The organism is Peribacillus aracenensis (genome assembly GCF_025175645.1).
Lineage (GTDB): Bacteria > Bacillota > Bacilli > Bacillales > DSM-1321 > Peribacillus > Peribacillus aracenensis.
Genome location: NZ_JANZMJ010000027.1, coordinates 21,380 through 38,516, shown reverse-complemented (window position 1 = coordinate 38,516; position 17,137 = coordinate 21,380). Strand labels below are relative to the sequence as shown.

19 protein-coding genes and 3 pseudogenes are annotated in these 17,137 nt (G+C 33.2%); 12 read left to right on the top strand and 10 right to left on the bottom strand.

The window, feature by feature from the left end:
• Positions 1 to 57 precede the first annotated feature (57 nt).
• From N0M92_RS21590 to N0M92_RS21575, 4 genes are all read right to left on the bottom strand, one after another.
• Positions 58 to 822, bottom strand: a complete 765-nt coding sequence (locus N0M92_RS21590; protein WP_260287761.1) for an SDR family NAD(P)-dependent oxidoreductase — start codon at positions 820 to 822, stop codon at positions 58 to 60.
• A 221-nt stretch (positions 823 to 1,043) separates the two neighbouring features.
• Entirely contained in the window at positions 1,044 to 1,667 is a 624-nt protein-coding gene (locus N0M92_RS21585; RefSeq protein WP_260287760.1) for a VOC family protein, read from the bottom strand.
• Between the two features lie 151 nt (positions 1,668 to 1,818).
• Entirely contained in the window at positions 1,819 to 2,385 is a 567-nt protein-coding gene (locus N0M92_RS21580) for a TetR/AcrR family transcriptional regulator (RefSeq protein ID WP_260287759.1), read from the bottom strand.
• A gap of 56 nt (positions 2,386 to 2,441) precedes the next feature.
• Entirely contained in the window at positions 2,442 to 3,035 is a 594-nt protein-coding gene (locus tag N0M92_RS21575) for a TetR/AcrR family transcriptional regulator (RefSeq protein ID WP_260287758.1), read from the bottom strand.
• A gap of 248 nt (positions 3,036 to 3,283) precedes the next feature.
• On the opposite strand from N0M92_RS21575, the gene N0M92_RS21570 reads away from it, so the two are divergent.
• The 6 genes and pseudogenes from N0M92_RS21570 to N0M92_RS21545 all read left to right on the top strand — a co-directional run.
• The gene (locus N0M92_RS21570) at positions 3,284 to 3,928 is read left to right on the top strand and encodes an NAD(P)H-binding protein (RefSeq protein ID WP_260287757.1); all 645 of its coding nucleotides are present in this window, start codon (positions 3,284 to 3,286) and stop codon (positions 3,926 to 3,928) included.
• Positions 3,929 to 3,951: 23 nt separating this feature from the next.
• Positions 3,952 to 4,296, top strand: a complete 345-nt coding sequence (locus N0M92_RS21565; protein WP_260287756.1) for a DoxX family protein — start codon at positions 3,952 to 3,954, stop codon at positions 4,294 to 4,296.
• 22 nt (positions 4,297 to 4,318) lie between these two features.
• The gene (locus N0M92_RS21560; RefSeq protein ID WP_260287755.1) at positions 4,319 to 5,377 is read left to right on the top strand and encodes an LLM class flavin-dependent oxidoreductase; all 1,059 of its coding nucleotides are present in this window, start codon (positions 4,319 to 4,321) and stop codon (positions 5,375 to 5,377) included.
• Between the two features lie 28 nt (positions 5,378 to 5,405).
• Positions 5,406 to 6,083 carry an SDR family NAD(P)-dependent oxidoreductase gene (locus tag N0M92_RS21555; protein WP_260287754.1) on the top strand — a complete coding sequence of 226 codons (678 nt, stop codon included), beginning with the start codon at positions 5,406 to 5,408 and terminating at the stop codon, positions 6,081 to 6,083.
• Positions 6,084 to 6,146: 63 nt separating this feature from the next.
• Positions 6,147 to 6,587, top strand: a complete 441-nt coding sequence (locus tag N0M92_RS21550; protein ID WP_260287753.1) for a nuclear transport factor 2 family protein — start codon at positions 6,147 to 6,149, stop codon at positions 6,585 to 6,587.
• 297 nt (positions 6,588 to 6,884) lie between these two features.
• Positions 6,885 to 7,133 (top strand): annotated as a pseudogene (locus N0M92_RS21545) (Tn3 family transposase); the annotation flags it as partial.
• Between the two features lie 274 nt (positions 7,134 to 7,407).
• Here N0M92_RS21545 and N0M92_RS21540 read toward each other — a convergent pair.
• A pseudogene (locus tag N0M92_RS21540) lies at positions 7,408 to 7,668 on the bottom strand (ATP-dependent DNA ligase); the annotation flags it as partial.
• A gap of 356 nt (positions 7,669 to 8,024) precedes the next feature.
• Here N0M92_RS21540 and N0M92_RS21535 point away from each other — a divergent pair.
• Together N0M92_RS21535 and N0M92_RS21530 are read left to right on the top strand one after the other, a co-directional pair.
• Positions 8,025 to 9,506 carry a competence protein CoiA gene (locus N0M92_RS21535; protein ID WP_260287752.1) on the top strand — a complete coding sequence of 494 codons (1,482 nt, stop codon included), beginning with the start codon at positions 8,025 to 8,027 and terminating at the stop codon, positions 9,504 to 9,506.
• Positions 9,507 to 9,628: 122 nt separating this feature from the next.
• Complete coding sequence (locus N0M92_RS21530; protein WP_260287751.1) at positions 9,629 to 10,030, top strand: hypothetical protein; 402 nt, start codon at positions 9,629 to 9,631, stop codon at positions 10,028 to 10,030.
• 131 nt (positions 10,031 to 10,161) lie between these two features.
• Here the strand turns inward: N0M92_RS21530 and N0M92_RS21525 are convergent, their stop codons facing one another.
• The 4 genes from N0M92_RS21525 to N0M92_RS21510 all read right to left on the bottom strand — a co-directional run bounded on the left by N0M92_RS21525 (position 10,162) and on the right by N0M92_RS21510 (position 12,265).
• Positions 10,162 to 10,749, bottom strand: a complete 588-nt coding sequence (locus tag N0M92_RS21525) for a hypothetical protein (RefSeq protein ID WP_260287750.1) — start codon at positions 10,747 to 10,749, stop codon at positions 10,162 to 10,164.
• Positions 10,736 to 11,146 (bottom strand): hypothetical protein, encoded by a 411-nt coding sequence (locus N0M92_RS21520; protein WP_260287749.1) that lies wholly within the window; start codon positions 11,144 to 11,146, stop codon positions 10,736 to 10,738. The genes N0M92_RS21525 and N0M92_RS21520 overlap by 14 nt, the downstream gene beginning before the upstream one ends.
• 242 nt (positions 11,147 to 11,388) lie before the next feature.
• Complete coding sequence (locus N0M92_RS21515) at positions 11,389 to 11,688, bottom strand: hypothetical protein (RefSeq protein WP_260287748.1); 300 nt, start codon at positions 11,686 to 11,688, stop codon at positions 11,389 to 11,391.
• Between the two features lie 418 nt (positions 11,689 to 12,106).
• Positions 12,107 to 12,265 (bottom strand): hypothetical protein, encoded by a 159-nt coding sequence (locus N0M92_RS21510; RefSeq protein ID WP_260287746.1) that lies wholly within the window; start codon positions 12,263 to 12,265, stop codon positions 12,107 to 12,109.
• Positions 12,266 to 12,964: 699 nt separating this feature from the next.
• On the opposite strand from N0M92_RS21510, the gene N0M92_RS21505 reads away from it, so the two are divergent.
• The 4 genes from N0M92_RS21505 to N0M92_RS21490 all read left to right on the top strand — a co-directional run bounded on the left by N0M92_RS21505 (position 12,965) and on the right by N0M92_RS21490 (position 16,601).
• Entirely contained in the window at positions 12,965 to 13,531 is a 567-nt protein-coding gene (locus N0M92_RS21505; RefSeq protein WP_397443896.1) for a recombinase family protein, read from the top strand.
• A 145-nt stretch (positions 13,532 to 13,676) separates the two neighbouring features.
• Positions 13,677 to 15,200: a hypothetical protein gene (locus N0M92_RS21500; RefSeq protein WP_260287745.1), complete on the top strand. Its 1,524-nt coding sequence runs from the start codon at positions 13,677 to 13,679 to the stop codon at positions 15,198 to 15,200.
• A 761-nt stretch (positions 15,201 to 15,961) separates the two neighbouring features.
• A complete protein-coding gene (locus N0M92_RS21495; protein ID WP_260287744.1) occupies positions 15,962 to 16,321 on the top strand; it encodes a hypothetical protein in 360 nt (119 codons plus the stop codon).
• An 88-nt stretch (positions 16,322 to 16,409) separates the two neighbouring features.
• Positions 16,410 to 16,601, top strand: a complete 192-nt coding sequence (locus N0M92_RS21490) for a hypothetical protein (RefSeq protein WP_260287743.1) — start codon at positions 16,410 to 16,412, stop codon at positions 16,599 to 16,601.
• Positions 16,602 to 16,858: 257 nt separating this feature from the next.
• Here N0M92_RS21490 and N0M92_RS21485 read toward each other — a convergent pair.
• Positions 16,859 to 16,975: pseudogene (locus N0M92_RS21485) on the bottom strand (YjcZ family sporulation protein); the annotation flags it as partial.
• Between the last annotated feature and the right edge of the window lie 162 nt (positions 16,976 to 17,137).

Sequence of the window (17,137 nt, the reverse complement as noted above, 5' to 3'; positions counted from 1 at the left end):
GGGCATGTGGTTGGCCCCCCTATAAGAGTCTGTCCAATACCTTAATCAACCTAGATATTATTTAGCAGTGAATCCGCCATCAACGTTTAAAATCGTTCCTGTGGCAAAAGATGCCTCATCTGAACTTAACCAAACAATAGCATCCGCAATTTCTTGAGGACGGCCCATACGCATCATTGGATGCATTTGAATAATCATATTTTCATCATAGGTACCTTGTTCAATAAATTGCGCAATGCTATCCGTCTTAATGGCTCCTGGAGCTACTGCATTTACACGTATATTTTCTGGTGCATATTCGATTGCAGCTGATTTTGTTAAACCTACGACAGCATGTTTCGTAGCAGCATAAGGTCCTCCGTAAGGGATACCGTTTAAGCCAGCAGTAGATGCTAAGTTAACAATTGCTCCACCATGTCCTTGTTCTTGCATTTGCTGAATTGCATACTTCATTGTATAGAAAACACCCATCACATTTGTTTGTAACATTTTTTCGAAAAGCTCTCCATCTGCTTGAGCTACTGGTACCGTCTCTAAATAGATTCCTGCATTATTAACAAGAATATCTAACTTTCCAAAGTGAGAAACAGTTTTCTTGATAAGTTCTTGTACCTCTTGTTCATTTCCAATGTCAGAAGTCACAAACAACGCCTCTCCGCCTTTCACTATAATTTCGTCAACTACTTGGTTCCCTAATTCTCGACGACGACCGCTAATAACAACCTTTACACCACGTTCTGCGAGTGTTAAAGCTGTCTCTTTTCCAATTCCTCCGGTTGCACCTGTAATTAAAGCTACTTTGTTTTGAAATGTTTTTGTCATTTTGTATACTCTCCTTTAATGATAAATTTTTTGTCACTTGCTTGTTTCAATACTTAGATGTTGATGAAAGACCAACACCTCCGAATAACGTCTGATTCCAGTGGCTTCAGGAATCACAATATCCACTTCAGTTGTTTAATCCTTAATTATACCTACTGTGTATCTACTTCATCTTTATCCAAACTAGATGAATATCATTATTTTTCTAGTTTTTTATTATGTTAAAGCATTTTTGTTGGATCCATGGGAGTATCAGGTTCATATTCACCGGCATATGCACGTTCGTGAATTTCATTAGAGGAAATACCTTGTTCACGTGCTTCCAAAAGCTTTTCAACGTCAACATATTTCCCCATAGGTTTTTTCGCAAAGATTGATGAATTTTTCATATATTCTGTTGATTTATTCCAATCTCCAAAAGTATCCATTGTTAATTCAACGGTGTTACCATCGGGATCATCATAATAAAAAGCAATACTAACACCTTGATCTGCTGTTAAATGAGGTTTAATACCAATTTTCTTTAAACGTACATACGTATCTAATAGATCATCTAGTGTGTCATACTCAAAAGCCATATGTTGAAGTCGAGAATGTTTACTTCTGTTCTCATCATTTACTAATCCTGGAATTCCCATGATGGCTATACGATGGTTAGCTTCATCATTCGTTACCCAAACACCTTTTACTTCCACTCCAATATCCCCAGCTGGATTCTCCGAATAATGAACTGGCTCCATTTCTAATACGTTTTTATACCAATCTACCATTTCTTCGAAACGCCCTGTAGTCAAACCAATATGATGTAGTTTTGGCGTAATTTTTTTGATGCCTTGAGTTTTCATTGAAATCTCTCCTTATCGAATATTTATTCGCCGAATTACCATTCGGTCAAATTCAATGTAACCTATATGATGATTTTTTGTCAAACTTACAGATTATAAAAAATTAAAAAACCCCGTATGTGTCTATACGGGGTTTAAAAAAATGTAAATTTCAATTCAACTTGTCTACTCCACTAATTAACGAAGGCATCATCATATTTATATATTCTTCGGGACTCATACTACTATTATGCTGCCAGTCTATTGATGCTCCATAAATTCCCCAGCTTAACATAACAGATCCTGCCCTTACTACCTCTTCATTTTCAGAAGAGGTTTCTTTCATCAACATTTGATAAAATACTTTTTCCAATTCTTTTTTAATTACATTCTCGATAGTTGTACTAAAGGCTTCAAAACTTTTTTTGCACTGTGAAGATAAAGAACTTTGGAAGGAAATTATAGATAGAAAAATGCTCGTAATTGTTTTATGATTTACCTTTTCATGCTTCTCAATCTCTTTTAATACTTTTGTCATTAAATCTTCTTTTAGCACCTTGTTTAACAGGTCATATTTATCGGTAAAGTGATAATAAAATGTTGCACGGTTAACTGTAGCTTTTGATGTAATATCGCTGATGGTAATATTTTTAAAATCTTTTTTCATGGAAAGTTGAACAAAGGAATCCATAATTAATTTACGGGTACGAATTATTCGAGGATCTGTTTTAATTGTCATAAGTAACCTCTCACTCATTTTTAAATTTATTTAAATAACATAAACAGAAAGCCTTCTCACATTACGTAAGGATGAATCATTTCTTCCATATAAAAATTCATTTTATCCTTTAATGAATAGGTTCCTTCCCAATAACACCACTCTAAAACAATTCCTCTTGCCATGGTCAGTAAATAATCAGTTAGTTCTTCTGAGGGCATTCTTTTTTTTATACACCCATTTGACTGACCGTCAATGATGATTTCAAGCAATACACTTCTCAATTTTTGATTCTTACTATAAAAAATATTGTCATGGAAAAATTTTTCTTTTACAATTGGCCATCCAAATTCAGTAAGAGTAATTGCCAATGTATTAAAATAGTTAATAAGGATATCCTCAGCAGGCATATCATTATTACCTTGATGAAAGTCATCAAACAATTCTTTGTCTATTTTTGAAAATAAGATTGAAAAGATTTCATCTTTTGACTTGAAATGATGATAAAACGTACCAATTGAAACATCAGCTTCTTTCCTAATCTCATCAATGGTAATCTGATCAAACCTTTTTTCTGTCATTAATTTTTTTGCGGCCAGTAAAAGATTATTTTTTGTATTAATTGCTTGATACTTACGTTTTGTTAGTTGTTTATCAATTTCCTTTACCATGTTTTGTTTTACTCCTCTAATTAACAATTTCTTTATTGACATCTTAATAATATCACTGTCTCTAGACTATCCTAAAAAAGCAAATAAAATAGAAAAACTAAAAACTTTTCCGTCATTTTTAGCATTTTGTTGTATATACGAAAAAAGCCCAAAAGTGACGGTTGAGGATTAGATATAATGAGTTTACAATTCAATTATACAACAATTGTTGTATAAACAAAAATAGTTTAAAAGAGGTGGAATTCACAATGAAAATAACTATTTTCGGAGCAAACGGAGCAATCGGGAAAATGGTCGTTCAAGAGGCATTAACTAATGGAGACCACGTCGTTGCATATGTTAGAAGAAATAATGCATTAACAATAACCCACGAAAATTTAGAAATAATTGTAGGGAATTTGGATAATGAAACAAAAATTGAAGAAGCAATTGTTAATTCAGATACAGTTATCAGTACGCTGGGACCTTCATTAGATAAATCCAGAAAGGTAAAAGAGTTACCGATTACTTCAGCACATAAATCAATAATAACAGTAATGAAAAGACTAAATAAGAAACGTTTCATTACATTAGCTACACCTACTTTAAAAGCCAAAGAAGATACATCACAATTAATAACAATCTTACCTAGTATAATGGCGAAAGTCCTATTTCCAACTGGTTATCAGGAAATGAAGCAAATAGAACCAATCATAAAAACATCAAATTTAGATTGGACAGTTGTTCGTATCATCAACCCTAATGTCAAATACACAGGTCAGACTTATGATATATCTTTTGGAAATACAAAAGGAAAGATGAATGTATCACGAGAAAATGTTGCCAAATGTTTATATGATGCAGTTCGTAATAATGCATATATTCATAAAATGCCAATCGTATTTAATAAATAAAAGAAGAAAAAGGAGTGAAAGAAATGACAATTTTAACTTGGATTTTACAAGGTTTATTAGCATTAATGTTTATCATGGCCGGAATGGGAAAAACTTTTGGTTCAAATATGCATAAAGAGGCATTTGAACAATGGAGATTGCCACAATGGTTTAGAGTTGTCACGGGTATTGTAGAATTGACAGCAGCTATCTTTTTAATCATTGGTTTTTGGTCAACAAACTTTGCAATTATTGGAGCCTTAATCATTGTATTTACCTCTATTGGTGGAGTTATAACACATTTACGAGTAAAAGATGGATTTAAAGAAACTTCAACTATTCTATTTCTTGGAATTATAGCTATTGCATTGTTATTCATTTTAATCTAAAAAAAGGAGAGATCGATAGATAATGGAACAACAAAGATCATCTCCATTTGAATTCGGGATTTATTCATTAGGAGAAAGAATACCAAACCAAGATAAAGAGACTAAGTCTGCAGAAGAACGTATATCTGAAATAATAACAATGGCGAAGTTAGCTGATGAAGCAGGATTAGATGTGTTTGGCATCGGTGAACATCATCGTTCAGATTTTGTAACCTCTTCTTATGCAATGATATTAGCAGCCATTGCACGAGAAACGAAGCAGATTAAATTGACAAGTACATTATCTGTGATTAGCACTGCTGATCCAGTCCGTGTATATGAGGATTTTGCAACATTGGATTTATTGTCTAAAGGGCGAACAGAAATCATTGTAGGTCGTGGAGCCTTTTTAGAATCCTTTTCATTATTCGGTGCTGATTTAAATAACTATAATGAGTTATTTGAAGAAAAGCTGAAGCTCTTTCTGGCATTGCAAGAAGAAGAAAATATTAGCTGGTCCGGTAGATTCCGTTCATCACTGGAAAATGCAAGTATTTCACCCCGCCCATATCAACAAAAACTGCCATTATGGATAGGTGTGGGCGGCACTCCAGAAAGTGCAGTACGTGCAGGAAAATTAGGGGTGAATATGGCTCTTGGTTTACTAGGCGGTCACCCTGAAAGTGTCAAATATTTATCTGATTTATATTGGAAAGCTGCTCGTGAAGCTGGGCATGACCTTGATAAACTGCGTATATCTGTAACAGGTCATGCATATATCGCAGATACTGGTGAGAAAGCAATTGATGAGTTTTATCCTCATTATATGAATTATTTTGGACATTTTATGAAAGAGAGAGGGCAGAGATTTTTTGTTACAAAGGAATCTCTATACTCGCAACGGGCAGCTAATCAAATTTTAGCAGTTGGCAGTGCAGAAGAATTAACTGAAAAGATATTATATCAGCATGAAGTATTTGGTCACAGCCGTTTCATGGGTCAATTCGATATGGGAGGTCAATCACTTTCTAGAGTAGAAAAAGCAATTGATCTACTGGCCAATAAAGTAGCACCAATTGTTCGCCAAGCTCTAGCAAAGTAAGTAAATAAATAATTTGGAGGTAATACAAATGAAAAATATCGTGATCGTCGGTGCAGGTTCAGGACTTGGATTAGCACTTGCAAAGAAATTTGGAGAAAATGGCTATCGTGCACTATTAGTATCACGTACGCAAGAAAAACTAGATGCATTAGCTAATGAATTACAAGCAATCGGCATCGAAAGTAAAGGCTATGCAGCTAACCTTTACAACGCAGAAGAAGTCAAATCTGCTTTTGATGCAATCAAAGCAGATTACGGATTTATTGATATCGTTGAATTCAGTCCTACAATTGGCGGTGTACCAACACCTGCTACGCAAACAACGTATGAAAATGCACTACAACAATTTGATGGATACGTTGGCAGTGCGATTCGTGTAGTTGAACAAGTATTACCTGATATGGTGGAAAAAGGAGAAGGAGCGATTCTTTTCACAACAGGTTTATCTGCACTATATCCGATTCCAATGATGGGTAATATCGGTATTGCACTAGCAGGCTTACGCAATTATGTAATGAACCTGCATACTGATGTTACAGATAAAGGCGTGTATGTTGCACATCTTTCATTAGGTATGTTTATGAAGGCTGGTACAGAAACAGATCCAAGTGTAGCAGCAAATGCATGGTATGAGATGGTAGAAGCAAGAGAAGTGGCAGAAGCTAAATATCCTGCAGATGTAACACCTGCAACTATTATTTTTTAAATACGTGGAGGAATAAAACATGTTCATACAGTTCGGTTCAGAAATTAAAGGAGGAAAAAATTTATGACGTTAGAAATTTTACAAGCAAAATTTGAATTAAGAGAATTGGTTGATGCTTATCTCAATTTGGGAGATGAAAAAAAGACTTCAGAACAAATGCTTTTACTTACGCCTGATCATCGGTATATGGTTTATTTTGGCGACCAATTGGTATCTGATGTTTCAGGAAGAGATGAATTGGAAGAGCAGTTCAAAGGTCACGCTTCTCTTGTCAAACGTTACTTCTCCACTAATGCACAACATAATGTACAAGTGGACGGCGATACTGCAACAGGTGTTTCGTACTCACAGCAAAAAATGGTGAGAGATGAAGATGGCAAAGAAGTTCTCAGTGATTATAGTATCAAATACGAAGACACATATGTACGTCAAAACGGAACTTGGTTAATAAAGACACGTATTGCTCATTTCATAATTATAGAAACAAGAGTATTACAAGGCTAATTTGATTAATACTTGGAATCGAATCATAGCTTAAAGATGGAACGTTAGTATGTTGTAGAATAATGCAAACACACAGAGATCGAACTGCTTGATTTCACGCCACCTCTCCAAACATCCGAATCATCATCACTTGTCGGCGAATTGTGATTTTGCTAAGCCACAGTTCGCCGTCCTAAACATTTCAGGGCCCTCTTGTTTGGGGTGCCCTAAAAATTTCACCTCAGAGATGATATGGTGAACCGTATCGTAAATAGTGGTAAATCGGAGAATTGAGCTGATTATATGCTCAAAGGATGCAAACATGTCGAGCTGCGAGAACGTGCGTTACAAGATCAACTCCAACGGGCAAATGCATTAAACATTACCATCAATGCGATTAGTGTTTGGAACACGGTGTAACTGCAGCAAGCAACAAAACACCGCAAATAGCAAGGTAAACTTCAGGAAGAACTACTTAACCTTATTGGATGGGGACATATCAATTTCTTAGGCGAATACAATTTTGATAGTGAACAAGTGACTAATTTAAGTTCATTAAGGCCTTAAACCTTTAAACAATGAAGCCGGAACCTCTTAGCATACAGGAATCCGGCTTTTTATTGTAAAAAAACGGAATAGCGTGCGAAATCCGCATTTTGTTGGCGGTAACCCAGTATAAGGAAATATTTAACACCGTTCGAAATTACTTGAACGGTGTCATTTGTGTTTAAGATCAAATTAAACAACTTTTATTGTCACTTAACAGGTGCGTTTTCCTTTGTTTATATGTAAATAAAGAATAGACAGTTATCCTATCACCCTTTTAGTTGTTTACGATAAAGATAACCTGTTCAAAATCAGGCTTACCTTGTTGATCAGTCACAATTATTTCACCATCAAGAATAATTCCATTCGGAATATCCAACTGGAGCAGTTCGGAAAATTTCGTTGTGACTTCATTATTGTGACGAGTATACAATTTAATCTGATTATCAAACTTAGAAAGAATCAAACGAATTCCATCAAGCTTGAGCTCAGTTATGAAATCATCGTCCTCGAAGGGTTGCTCTGTTTTGTGCAATAGCATTGGAGAAATAAACAAAGTTACCACCTCATAATAATTGTAGCATTGATTGTTGAGTTATCTATAAGGTAGATTATGTTAATAAAAATAAGTATATAAAATAGTTTATTCATTAAAAAAACTAAACGCAAACCTATCTGAAAGTGAAAATATACCTTTTACCAGATAAAAAACTAAACACAACTTTTTATAATCAATGCTGAGAAACGCTCTGCAACGAAATTAACTCTCATTAAGACTTGCAATTACCTATTCGATTCAAAATAAAGGACATTTAATCATGCAGTGGATTTTGTGTTTATAATAAAGAGGAATCAAAAATCTTGTTGGTATTCATAATGTCCATACGCATGCTAAAAGGGAAGGTGATCAAATTGTTAAGATGTGTAACATCGGAAAAAGAAACTTTATATGCTTCAAGTTGTGAAGAAAGCGCAATTAGGCAACTAGCTAAAGATAAGAAAATATACTGCCCAAACTGTCAAACTAATGTAATTTTTAAAAAAGGAAAGATAATGAGTGCACATTTTGCACATTATAATTCAGAGTGTGTAGTAACAAATTCAGAACCAGAAACTAATTCTCATATAAATGGAAAGGAAATTCTATTCAGTTGGCTTAAACAAAATTTCCCAACAGCCGATGTTGATTCTGAAGTTCATATTCCCGAAACAGGGCAAATAGCAGATGTTTTTATACAACACAGAGAAAAAGGAATGGAAGGTTTACGATGGGCATTTGAGTTCCAACACAGTCCACTTTCATCTACGGATTGGGAAAAGAGACATAACCTTTATCAATCTGAAGGGATTCAAGATTTTTGGATTTTAGATAAAGCTACATACATGAAATTTTCAATAGCAAAAGGTATTACAGATGCTCGTAGAAGAAATGAATTAGAAAAGGCAATATATAATATAACAGGCCTTTGTTATTTTTTAGATTTGGAAACGTCAGAGTTGACCATTGATTTTGATTTCATTACGCGTACCGAGAAAAAAATGATAAAAGGATATGAAAGAAAAACTGACTATACTTATCACAGCCCAATACTTCATTCCAGCCATATGAATCAAATTAAAATAAGAATGAATGAAGAATTTAGGCATGGTGTATTAATATATAAAGATATAGAAAGTCGAATGGAAAGAAGATTATCATGGATTATACAAAAGTTTAAAAGAAAACAGAAGTTGCAATTAGAACAAGAATTCCAGGAACAAGCTATAAAAAAGAAGACATTTGCAAAAGACAAATATGGACAAGAAACAGCAGATATATTTGCTAAATTTATAGATGATAATAAAGAAGAACTAGATATAAAAAGTATTCAAGGAATTGATATCCCTCTTGGATATTATGAACTAGTTGAAGATATACGAAATATGCAAGATCATGATTTTTTCGATAAATATAATGATTTAATCGAAAAGCTTTCGCTTAATTTACAGTTATTCGAAAAAATAAAAGATGGTGATGATTTAATAAATAAAATAATTGGGAAAATAAATTATTCATTTCAATTTTATAAATTATCTTTCTTAATTGATCAAGACTCTAAGACTCTACAAGATTATTTAATTAGTAAAGACCAAGAAAAGATTAATTTGGTGGGATATGTATATAAAGAATATAAAGAAGTATTAGAAAAACTAGCTTCTATGAATCCTAAATATATAAAAAATGAACTGGGAAAAATAAAATCTTCCTTATCTGTATGGGAGGATAACCCAACTGCTTTAGATTATGCTATAGAATATCATCGACTTAAATCTAAAGATGAAATAGACGAATGCATTGAGCAAATTAAAGAGAAGATTATAAACTATAATCCTTTTGCGGGTGAGGATTGGTAAAATCCGAACCTACAAATTGCTTTTTAATGAACTAACATACGCTTTCGATCAACCGGGATTCCAAAAAGAATCGATCTTGATTTTAAGATACACGTTCACCACATAGTAAAAGAGGCGATAACATGCAATTAGAAAACGGTTTTGTAATTGAAAGTAATCCAGTGTTTGGAAAGTGTGTGTACAACATTTACACCGACTATGTGAAACCAGATATTAAGTTCACAAATGATAGTGTTATGCTCTGGTGTGATGGCTGGCAAGGTATCAAGTTTGGTAACTCAAAAGAGATTATGAAACAGGGCGTTCCAAGTTCTACTTTCTATAAGGAAAGAAGAGAACGAATAAAAGAGGTTACAATAAAAGATTTAGAAACATTCAAAGACGGTTATGTTAATGCTCTGTATTACTTTGGAGAAGGTGAGCATGTTCGAAAGAAAGTTATTGAAACGATTATGTCATTTGATGATGATGAAAGGATTAAACCTTACATAATCAAACTACTACCAAGTGGTATCCAATGCTGAGAAACGCCCTACAGCAAAATTAAATTCATTTTGGCTTACAATTACCTATTTGATTTAAAATACAGAAGATCATAAATTCTTGCCTAAAGACAAAAGCAGGGTTAACCCTGCAAAAGCCTTTAGGCTATATATTATTCATCATTATCTAGGATACGAAGAATGGTGCTCATAGCTTCAGTATTATCTCCTTTACGTAGTTTATCAATAAAATCCATGTAGAGAAGTTCAATGACTCGTTCAATGGTAAAGCCATGGTTTGGGTGGTCTTCCTCCAAATCAGCAAGCAAGACTTCTCCACGAAGGGCATATTTTCGCCTCATTCTTAAATGTAAAGGTTGCAGTTCTTCATGTTGTTCCTTATGAATGAGTTTAAAAATGGAGTCCGTTTTCTTCTCCAAAACAGCAGTCTTTCCAGATTCATGTTCCAATGTATTGAGGACCTTAAAAATCTTCTTTAAATCTGGGTTTCTCTTTCCCTCATAAAGAAAATCTTCGTATAGCAGCGTCAATAAATCCTTTTGGTCAAACGACATTTCTGATAAATCTTGAATATCCTCACAAAACACTTCGGCTCTTAAATAACTATTTAGGGGAACCTTTATGGATAATAAAATCATGGATGTTTTATTCATTTTATGAAGCATTTTTCCGATAAAGTTAGTGGACCCTATAAGTGATAGTTCTTCATTGATGAGATTCGCTTTGCTATATTTCCCCATCTGTTATGCCCCCTAGTTGTTTCTTCTTTAAAGCCTCCATAAAAATTCTATGAGCTGCCTGTCTGGTACTACAATTCCATTCGATACCATATTCCCCTATTTTCCGAAATGTCTCATGATCAACCTTACAATGGACGGTGGAGGGATGGTCTATATAGGTGACGTCAGGAAATACAAAAAGGTTCTCAAGGCCATATAAAAGCAGTTCTGTGGAAGTTTTGGTTTTAGATCCATACCAATGTTTCCTTGATTCACGCAATACAATCGTATTCGTTATTTCGGAAACAGGGATTTTTATATCATGCAGCTTATCAGTCCGGACCTTTCTTTTTTGAGGTTCCGGGTTTCTTTTTTTGTTAGGGGAAAGGCTAGGATTCAATGGCTTATCTCTTCTCATTGGCTTTCTCCTTCCTAAAAAGGGTTTTATGTTTGGGTAGGTTGGTAAGTAGGTATCTCGGTCCTCCTTTAAAGAGTGGAGGGAGGTATATTTTAAAGGCTTAACGGCAAGGCTCTTGATATGTGAGGTGATATAGATGAGTAATAAAGATGGAATATCAAAAGAATTGGCTAAGGCCTTGGCAAATAAGGCATCAGCTTCCCACGCTATTAAGAGTGTCGATAAGCCAAAAAGATAAATGATCATCCGATAATGAGTTTAATGCCACCTTGTTCAATGATTTTGACCTGGGGCGTATCTTCTTTTTTAATATAGCTTTGTTCTTGCCAACATTTCTCTTCCTCTATCCTCCATGCTGGGCAGGGGAGAGGGACGTCACCCTTCTTATATTTTTTAAGGATATCGTTATATTCTTTTGAATGAGCTGCTATAAATAAGGCCAGACGGAAAATTTGGTTGCGATCTAATGAAGTCGCATTATTAACTTCATTTACATAGTCCTGATAAATGGATGGATATCTAACAGTAGGTCGGTATGTCATTTTGAATTTCCCCCTTTATAAAAGGTATGACGTCAGTTAGTTAAAATGCTTTTAGATTATCTATATAGAAGTTTTTTTAAAACAAAAAACCAGTATCATTATCCACACTGGTTTCTATTTCCTAGTAAATGATTGGTAACGATAAAGAGAAGGTCCCCCAAGGAGTGACTTCACTTTATTTCAATACATTGCTTTGCTTTGCATTGCATTGTATTTACAAAATGATTCATTTATAATTAACTTAAAGTATGTATATACACAGTACATACAGGCGGTACTCCATTTTGGAAAATCCGCAAAAAAAAAGAATCAGGTGGTTGCACACCCGATTCTCATGATGTCTGTTTTTGATGTCTGTTTGCCTTGATTAAAATGTTCTAGCTAGAACAAAAGTATTGACAGCTAATCTAACGCCACATTAGATTGCTGTTTTTTTTTGGCTTTTCGAAGGATCTGAATATCCGAAAATGATAAACAATGGTGGCTTAAAATCCGAATCTAATGGTATGAAGCTTGATAATTCATTAAAAGCACTTATTAAATCGGAAGCCAGTATCAACATTTCCAATATTTGCATTCGATTAGTCCCTCCTTTCCAGCAAGGGACATCACACCAAAAACATATTCTGGATGTTATAACTAATTATAACTTTAAATAGATTTTTAGAAAGAGCTAAAATTAGTTAATTTCTTTCACATGTACAGTGTTACCTCTGCGTAGAAAAATATAACCAAAAATCTCTGTTACTTAATTAGGTGAAAATAAATTGCCATAACTAAAATGAAATTCAGTTTTTTAAAAATTTATTTTCATTGGTCTTTTTTCTATATTCTAATTTTATCAAATTTTTCTAAATATACTTCTATCATTGTTGACAAATCATCGGGTACATTAATTATAATTGTTAAAAAAATATGCATCTTCTCTACCTGTGTCCATTTTATAGTTTAGCTATCATCTGGGGTTCCATTGGTTCATTCCTCGTTCTAAGCCTGAAATACCGATTCCATCAACGGTGGTATCGTCCCAAATGTTTGCACTTTCCCTTGTATCGTATTCAGTAAATGTGATTGACGGATATCATCAAGTTCCGATAACACATCATTAAAGAAGGCTACGGGAGACCCACCATTTCCTCTGTCTAAAAGTTAAAACTTTAAGACACTCTTAAAAATAGAATTTTTTTTGTTTATTAATTCTTGTTTTACGTCTAAAAGTTAGTCTATAATTATACATACAAAACATTTAAGACTTTTAGACAAAGGGTGATACATTTTGTTAATTGGTTATGCAAGAGTTTCAACTACTGGCCAGGATTTAGAAACGCAAAAGGAAATCTTGGCAAATGAAGGGTGCGAAAAGCTTTTTGTTGAGAAAGTAACTGGAACAAGTACCAAACAAAGAACTCAACTTTATGAAGCTATGGAATTTGTGCGAGAAGGAGATACATTAGTGGTAACTAAAATAGATCGTTTAGCTCGTTCTATTATGGACTTAAATAAAATAGTTCAAGGATTGGCTGAAAAAGGGGTTAAAGTTAGATTTGTGAAAGAGGATATGAAGTTTGATGGTTCAAACGAAGGAAATAGCTTACAAACACTCCTTTTTAATATTTTAGGTTCTTTCGCACAATTTGAACGTGATCTTATTGTAGAAAGAACTACAGAAGGTCGGGAGAGAGCAAAAAAGCAAGGGAAACATATGGGAAGACCAGGACGAGATGAAAAGACTTTAAAACGAGCTATTAAGCTTTATAATGAACGTGAAACTAACGGAATGAGTGTAAATGACATAGTAAAATCTACAGGAGTTCCACGTTCCACCTTATATGCTAAAAGGTAATGGGGTTGCTGTGGCAGCTCTTTTCTTATGGAAAAAAGGGGCAGGATAGTTGCACAACATAAAAGGAAATAAGTTGCTATAATAAATGGAATATTTAAATTCTTGTACATTTAAATTCATGTCTTTTGATTAAGGAGAGTATTTTATGGCATTAGGTGAGCAATTGAACGAAATGGTAAAGCAATTTCCTAATATTGAAGTCTCTTTAGAGAAAAATAATTTATTGATATGTTATAAAGGAGAACGTTATGAACATGAATATCATGATACACAGGAAATTGAAAAGATAGAAAAATTATTAAATGTATTAAATAATCTTGCTATTAGCTACCCTGAAATAGATGTAATCATTCATGATGAAGAATATCTAGTATTGCATTCAGTTATGTGGAATGGAGATTTTGAAATAGACTTGGATATTAATAATTTTGATCAGATAGATAAAATTATTAAACTCACTCAGTATATTAAAACCAGGGATAGTAATATTGTTATATCATTAAATATCGATTTTAATGGGAGCTTTCACTTGGATAATGGTGAGTGGAGACGGCCGTTAGTATTCGGTGAGAGTATATATAGTGATAGTGAAATAGACAATGGTAGTGATATTCTAAATAATACTATAGATAATATAAGAAAATATTTTGAATTTAATTACATAGAAAGAGAATGTTGTTATGATGAGAATTATATTGAATTTCCCATTGTGATTAGTAATACATACAAAGGCTATTCTGGTATGTTTGAAGGTCTTCACTCGGTACCAGACAAATTAAATGACAAAGGGATAACTTTTGAAATTTCTAAAATCAGTGAATATTTCTGGAATCATAGCTTAAAGGAACAGCGTGCTGAAGGCGAAGAAATCTATGAGGAAACTGATATTTCTTCATTGAAAATTTATAATATGAATAATTTTTTGAATGTAAAGTCGGATGATCCTTCTTTTCTTACAAAAGGTTATGAGGCTGCTAAAAATATATTATTCAAATTGGCCCATCAATATACTGTACATTTAGATATCGCTAAAATTCCTGATTTTGATGATGACAGCTTTCTTGATCATCATTATGAAGAGATGGAAAGCTTTGATAGCATTAATGAACATGAATTATTCAAATTATATGATAAAGATTTAATAAATTATTATTATCAGGCAATGAAAATGGAAGAAAGTGAGTTCAAATATCTTGCTTATTATCAAATTTTAGAGTGCATTTTTGATGAGGTTCATTTGTACGCTACTGTTCAAGATGTAAAACATATCATAAATTCTGATTGGTTTTCAAAACATAGTGATGAGGATATAAAAATTGTTATAGAAATGGTAGATACATATAACAAAAAACGTAATGACCGTGAGAAATTAACACTTGTTTTAGAGAATTATTTTAGAGGAAGTTTGCATGATAAGGCATTTTTAACTGCTAATAGGTCAATTATTTATATATTAAAAGAAATGAAATTAATTAAAGAAGACAAAGACCTTAAGGATTTAAAAAAAGTAGTTGATATCATCTATGACTTCAGATGTAAGTGTACCCATTCAAACAGAACATTCACAGCAAGAAGGAATTTTGAAGATTCAAATCATGAATTAAAGAATTACATTAATCTAATAAAGAAGTTAACTGAAAAAATTATTATTAATTATGAAAAAAAATAAGGATTCATTATTATTCAGCAATTGAGCGCGATTCATTAATAAGAATCACAAAAATAATCAATCTTTTTATAAAGTAATCAAGAAGATTAAAAACATATGTTGTTCGAAAAAGGGGAGGGTATAGATATTGCCTTCCCCTTTGTGTTTACAGATAAATTTATATGACTGTTATAATGTACTCGATTTTGTATGAGATTGAATTGGTGCGGTTTTGAGTGGATTAATAACTCTATGTACTCAAATTCATGTCCCCAATGTACTTATCTTTGTGTCTTCGTACATTTCTGTAGAAGGTCATAAAAGTAAGAACATTTCAGGTATCTATAATTGCCTATTAATCAACCATTTCACAAATTCTTAGTTACAAAGTTATTAATTTTTTTAATTTTTGTCTCTTTTAATACATATATTTGTTTTTATGCAAAAGACAAAATAGAAGGCATAGTTACTGCGTGTATAGGTATCTTTCTAGTGATTTTAGCTGCAACTATTGGATTTCTTCTAAGTAAGAAGCAAAGGTAATCGAACTTTCCAATCCAATATACCTTTTAATTATCAGGTGATACTTCCAAAAATAAAAAGTGAGGAAAGAGATGGAGTTAAATTCTATTGCAAGGGGATGTTGGTGTTAGTAATAATTCTTACATACTAGACGGTAAATCCCTTTTTTTTATGTCATAGTTTGTGTCAACTCTGCAAGAAGTCTAAATGAACTAACGGGGCAGTTTAGTTCATTAAGTAATGTTAAATAGAGGTGAAAAATGAGAAAGCGATTAAAGAAAAAATTAGAAAATAGATATAATGCTTTAAATAAAGCCAAACGTCAAAGATTTAAACGAAAAGGCAATCGGTGTATAAGATATGAGTTTTTACCAATTGGAGAAAGGGATAAGTATAATGATGAAATAACACCTGAATACCCTTATGCTACACACTGGCTGATTGAGGCATTTGATTCTCAAATAAGGATTTTTCCTTGTTCAAAAAATGGAGGTACTACAAGTAGCTCCCCAGTTCAAATGATTATATTTAGTTATGAGAATGTTAAACAGATTTTAAATACATTAAAAAAAGTAGTTGAAGATATGAAAAGTGATAGGTTTTGGCAAACCATTTATTAAACATACTTCAACGCTTAATTTGTTAATGAACTAACAGGTGCTATACTTCAAGAGTAATATTGCTATCTTAGCTGTTGGGAGAGGATTTATGAATACAAGAAACAAAAGTGCTGCTAAACTATTCTTTGCATTATCAATATTTCTTTTTCTTTTCGCTTGCTATGATTACCTAACTGGATGTATTGGTTGTGTAAAAATTGATTTACGCTATTTCTTTATCTCATTATTTGTAGCATTAGTTTTACATATGACAAAAGAAAGAAAAGGTAATAAAGATTGAGTTAATGAACTAACGGGTGCGTTAGTTGATTAAGATATGAGACCCTTGAAGATTCTAAGCGTAGGAAATTCGGGGCTTTATTTATTATCATAGTTTTTCGCGCTTTGTCGTCTGGACCATAATTAGAGTCCTCAAAATAGCTATCATTCCCAGAAATAGGAATCAAATTTGAAGAAGCCGACCAATAAAGGTCGGCTTTTTTCATACTATTTTTAACAACAGGCGCCATATCCGTAACCGCCGCCGTAACCACCGCCGTAGCCACCAACAAAGCTAGCTCCAACAATGATTAAGAGTATAAACAAGACGACTATAAAGGCGAAACCTCCACCAAATCCAAAACCGTCGTCACACCTTGATTCACAACCTGACATAAGACATCTCCTTAATTGTTTTTAAGGAGGAAATTAATTAAATGGGTTATATACCTTATGCTCTAATTAGGAAAATGACACAATAGTCTCCATCTCTGTTCATAGGATAAAAAAAAATTTCCGAAATGGGTGGTATAGCATTGTTGCTATCGTTCGTAAAAG

Coding starts and splice junctions, on each gene's coding strand:
- N0M92_RS21585 (WP_260287760.1), bottom strand. CDS start 1,667: ATGAAAACTCAAGGCATCAAAAAAATTACGCCAAAACTACATCATATT.
- N0M92_RS21530 (WP_260287751.1), top strand. CDS start 9,629: ATGCAATTAGAAAACGGTTTTGTAATTGAAAGTAATCCAGTGTTTGGA.
- N0M92_RS21520 (WP_260287749.1), bottom strand. CDS start 11,146: ATGAGAAGAGATAAGCCATTGAATCCTAGCCTTTCCCCTAACAAAAAA.
- N0M92_RS21575 (WP_260287758.1), bottom strand. CDS start 3,035: ATGGTAAAGGAAATTGATAAACAACTAACAAAACGTAAGTATCAAGCA.
- N0M92_RS21555 (WP_260287754.1), top strand. CDS start 5,406: ATGAAAAATATCGTGATCGTCGGTGCAGGTTCAGGACTTGGATTAGCA.
- N0M92_RS21515 (WP_260287748.1), bottom strand. CDS start 11,688: ATGACATACCGACCTACTGTTAGATATCCATCCATTTATCAGGACTAT.
- N0M92_RS21565 (WP_260287756.1), top strand. CDS start 3,952: ATGACAATTTTAACTTGGATTTTACAAGGTTTATTAGCATTAATGTTT.
- N0M92_RS21580 (WP_260287759.1), bottom strand. CDS start 2,385: ATGACAATTAAAACAGATCCTCGAATAATTCGTACCCGTAAATTAATT.
- N0M92_RS21510 (WP_260287746.1), bottom strand. CDS start 12,265: ATGCAAATATTGGAAATGTTGATACTGGCTTCCGATTTAATAAGTGCT.
- N0M92_RS21570 (WP_260287757.1), top strand. CDS start 3,284: ATGAAAATAACTATTTTCGGAGCAAACGGAGCAATCGGGAAAATGGTC.
- N0M92_RS21560 (WP_260287755.1), top strand. CDS start 4,319: ATGGAACAACAAAGATCATCTCCATTTGAATTCGGGATTTATTCATTA.
- N0M92_RS21550 (WP_260287753.1), top strand. CDS start 6,147: ATGACGTTAGAAATTTTACAAGCAAAATTTGAATTAAGAGAATTGGTT.
- N0M92_RS21590 (WP_260287761.1), bottom strand. CDS start 822: ATGACAAAAACATTTCAAAACAAAGTAGCTTTAATTACAGGTGCAACC.
- N0M92_RS21490 (WP_260287743.1), top strand. CDS start 16,410: ATGAATACAAGAAACAAAAGTGCTGCTAAACTATTCTTTGCATTATCA.
- N0M92_RS21500 (WP_260287745.1), top strand. CDS start 13,677: ATGGCATTAGGTGAGCAATTGAACGAAATGGTAAAGCAATTTCCTAAT.
- N0M92_RS21525 (WP_260287750.1), bottom strand. CDS start 10,749: ATGGGGAAATATAGCAAAGCGAATCTCATCAATGAAGAACTATCACTT.
- N0M92_RS21495 (WP_260287744.1), top strand. CDS start 15,962: ATGAGAAAGCGATTAAAGAAAAAATTAGAAAATAGATATAATGCTTTA.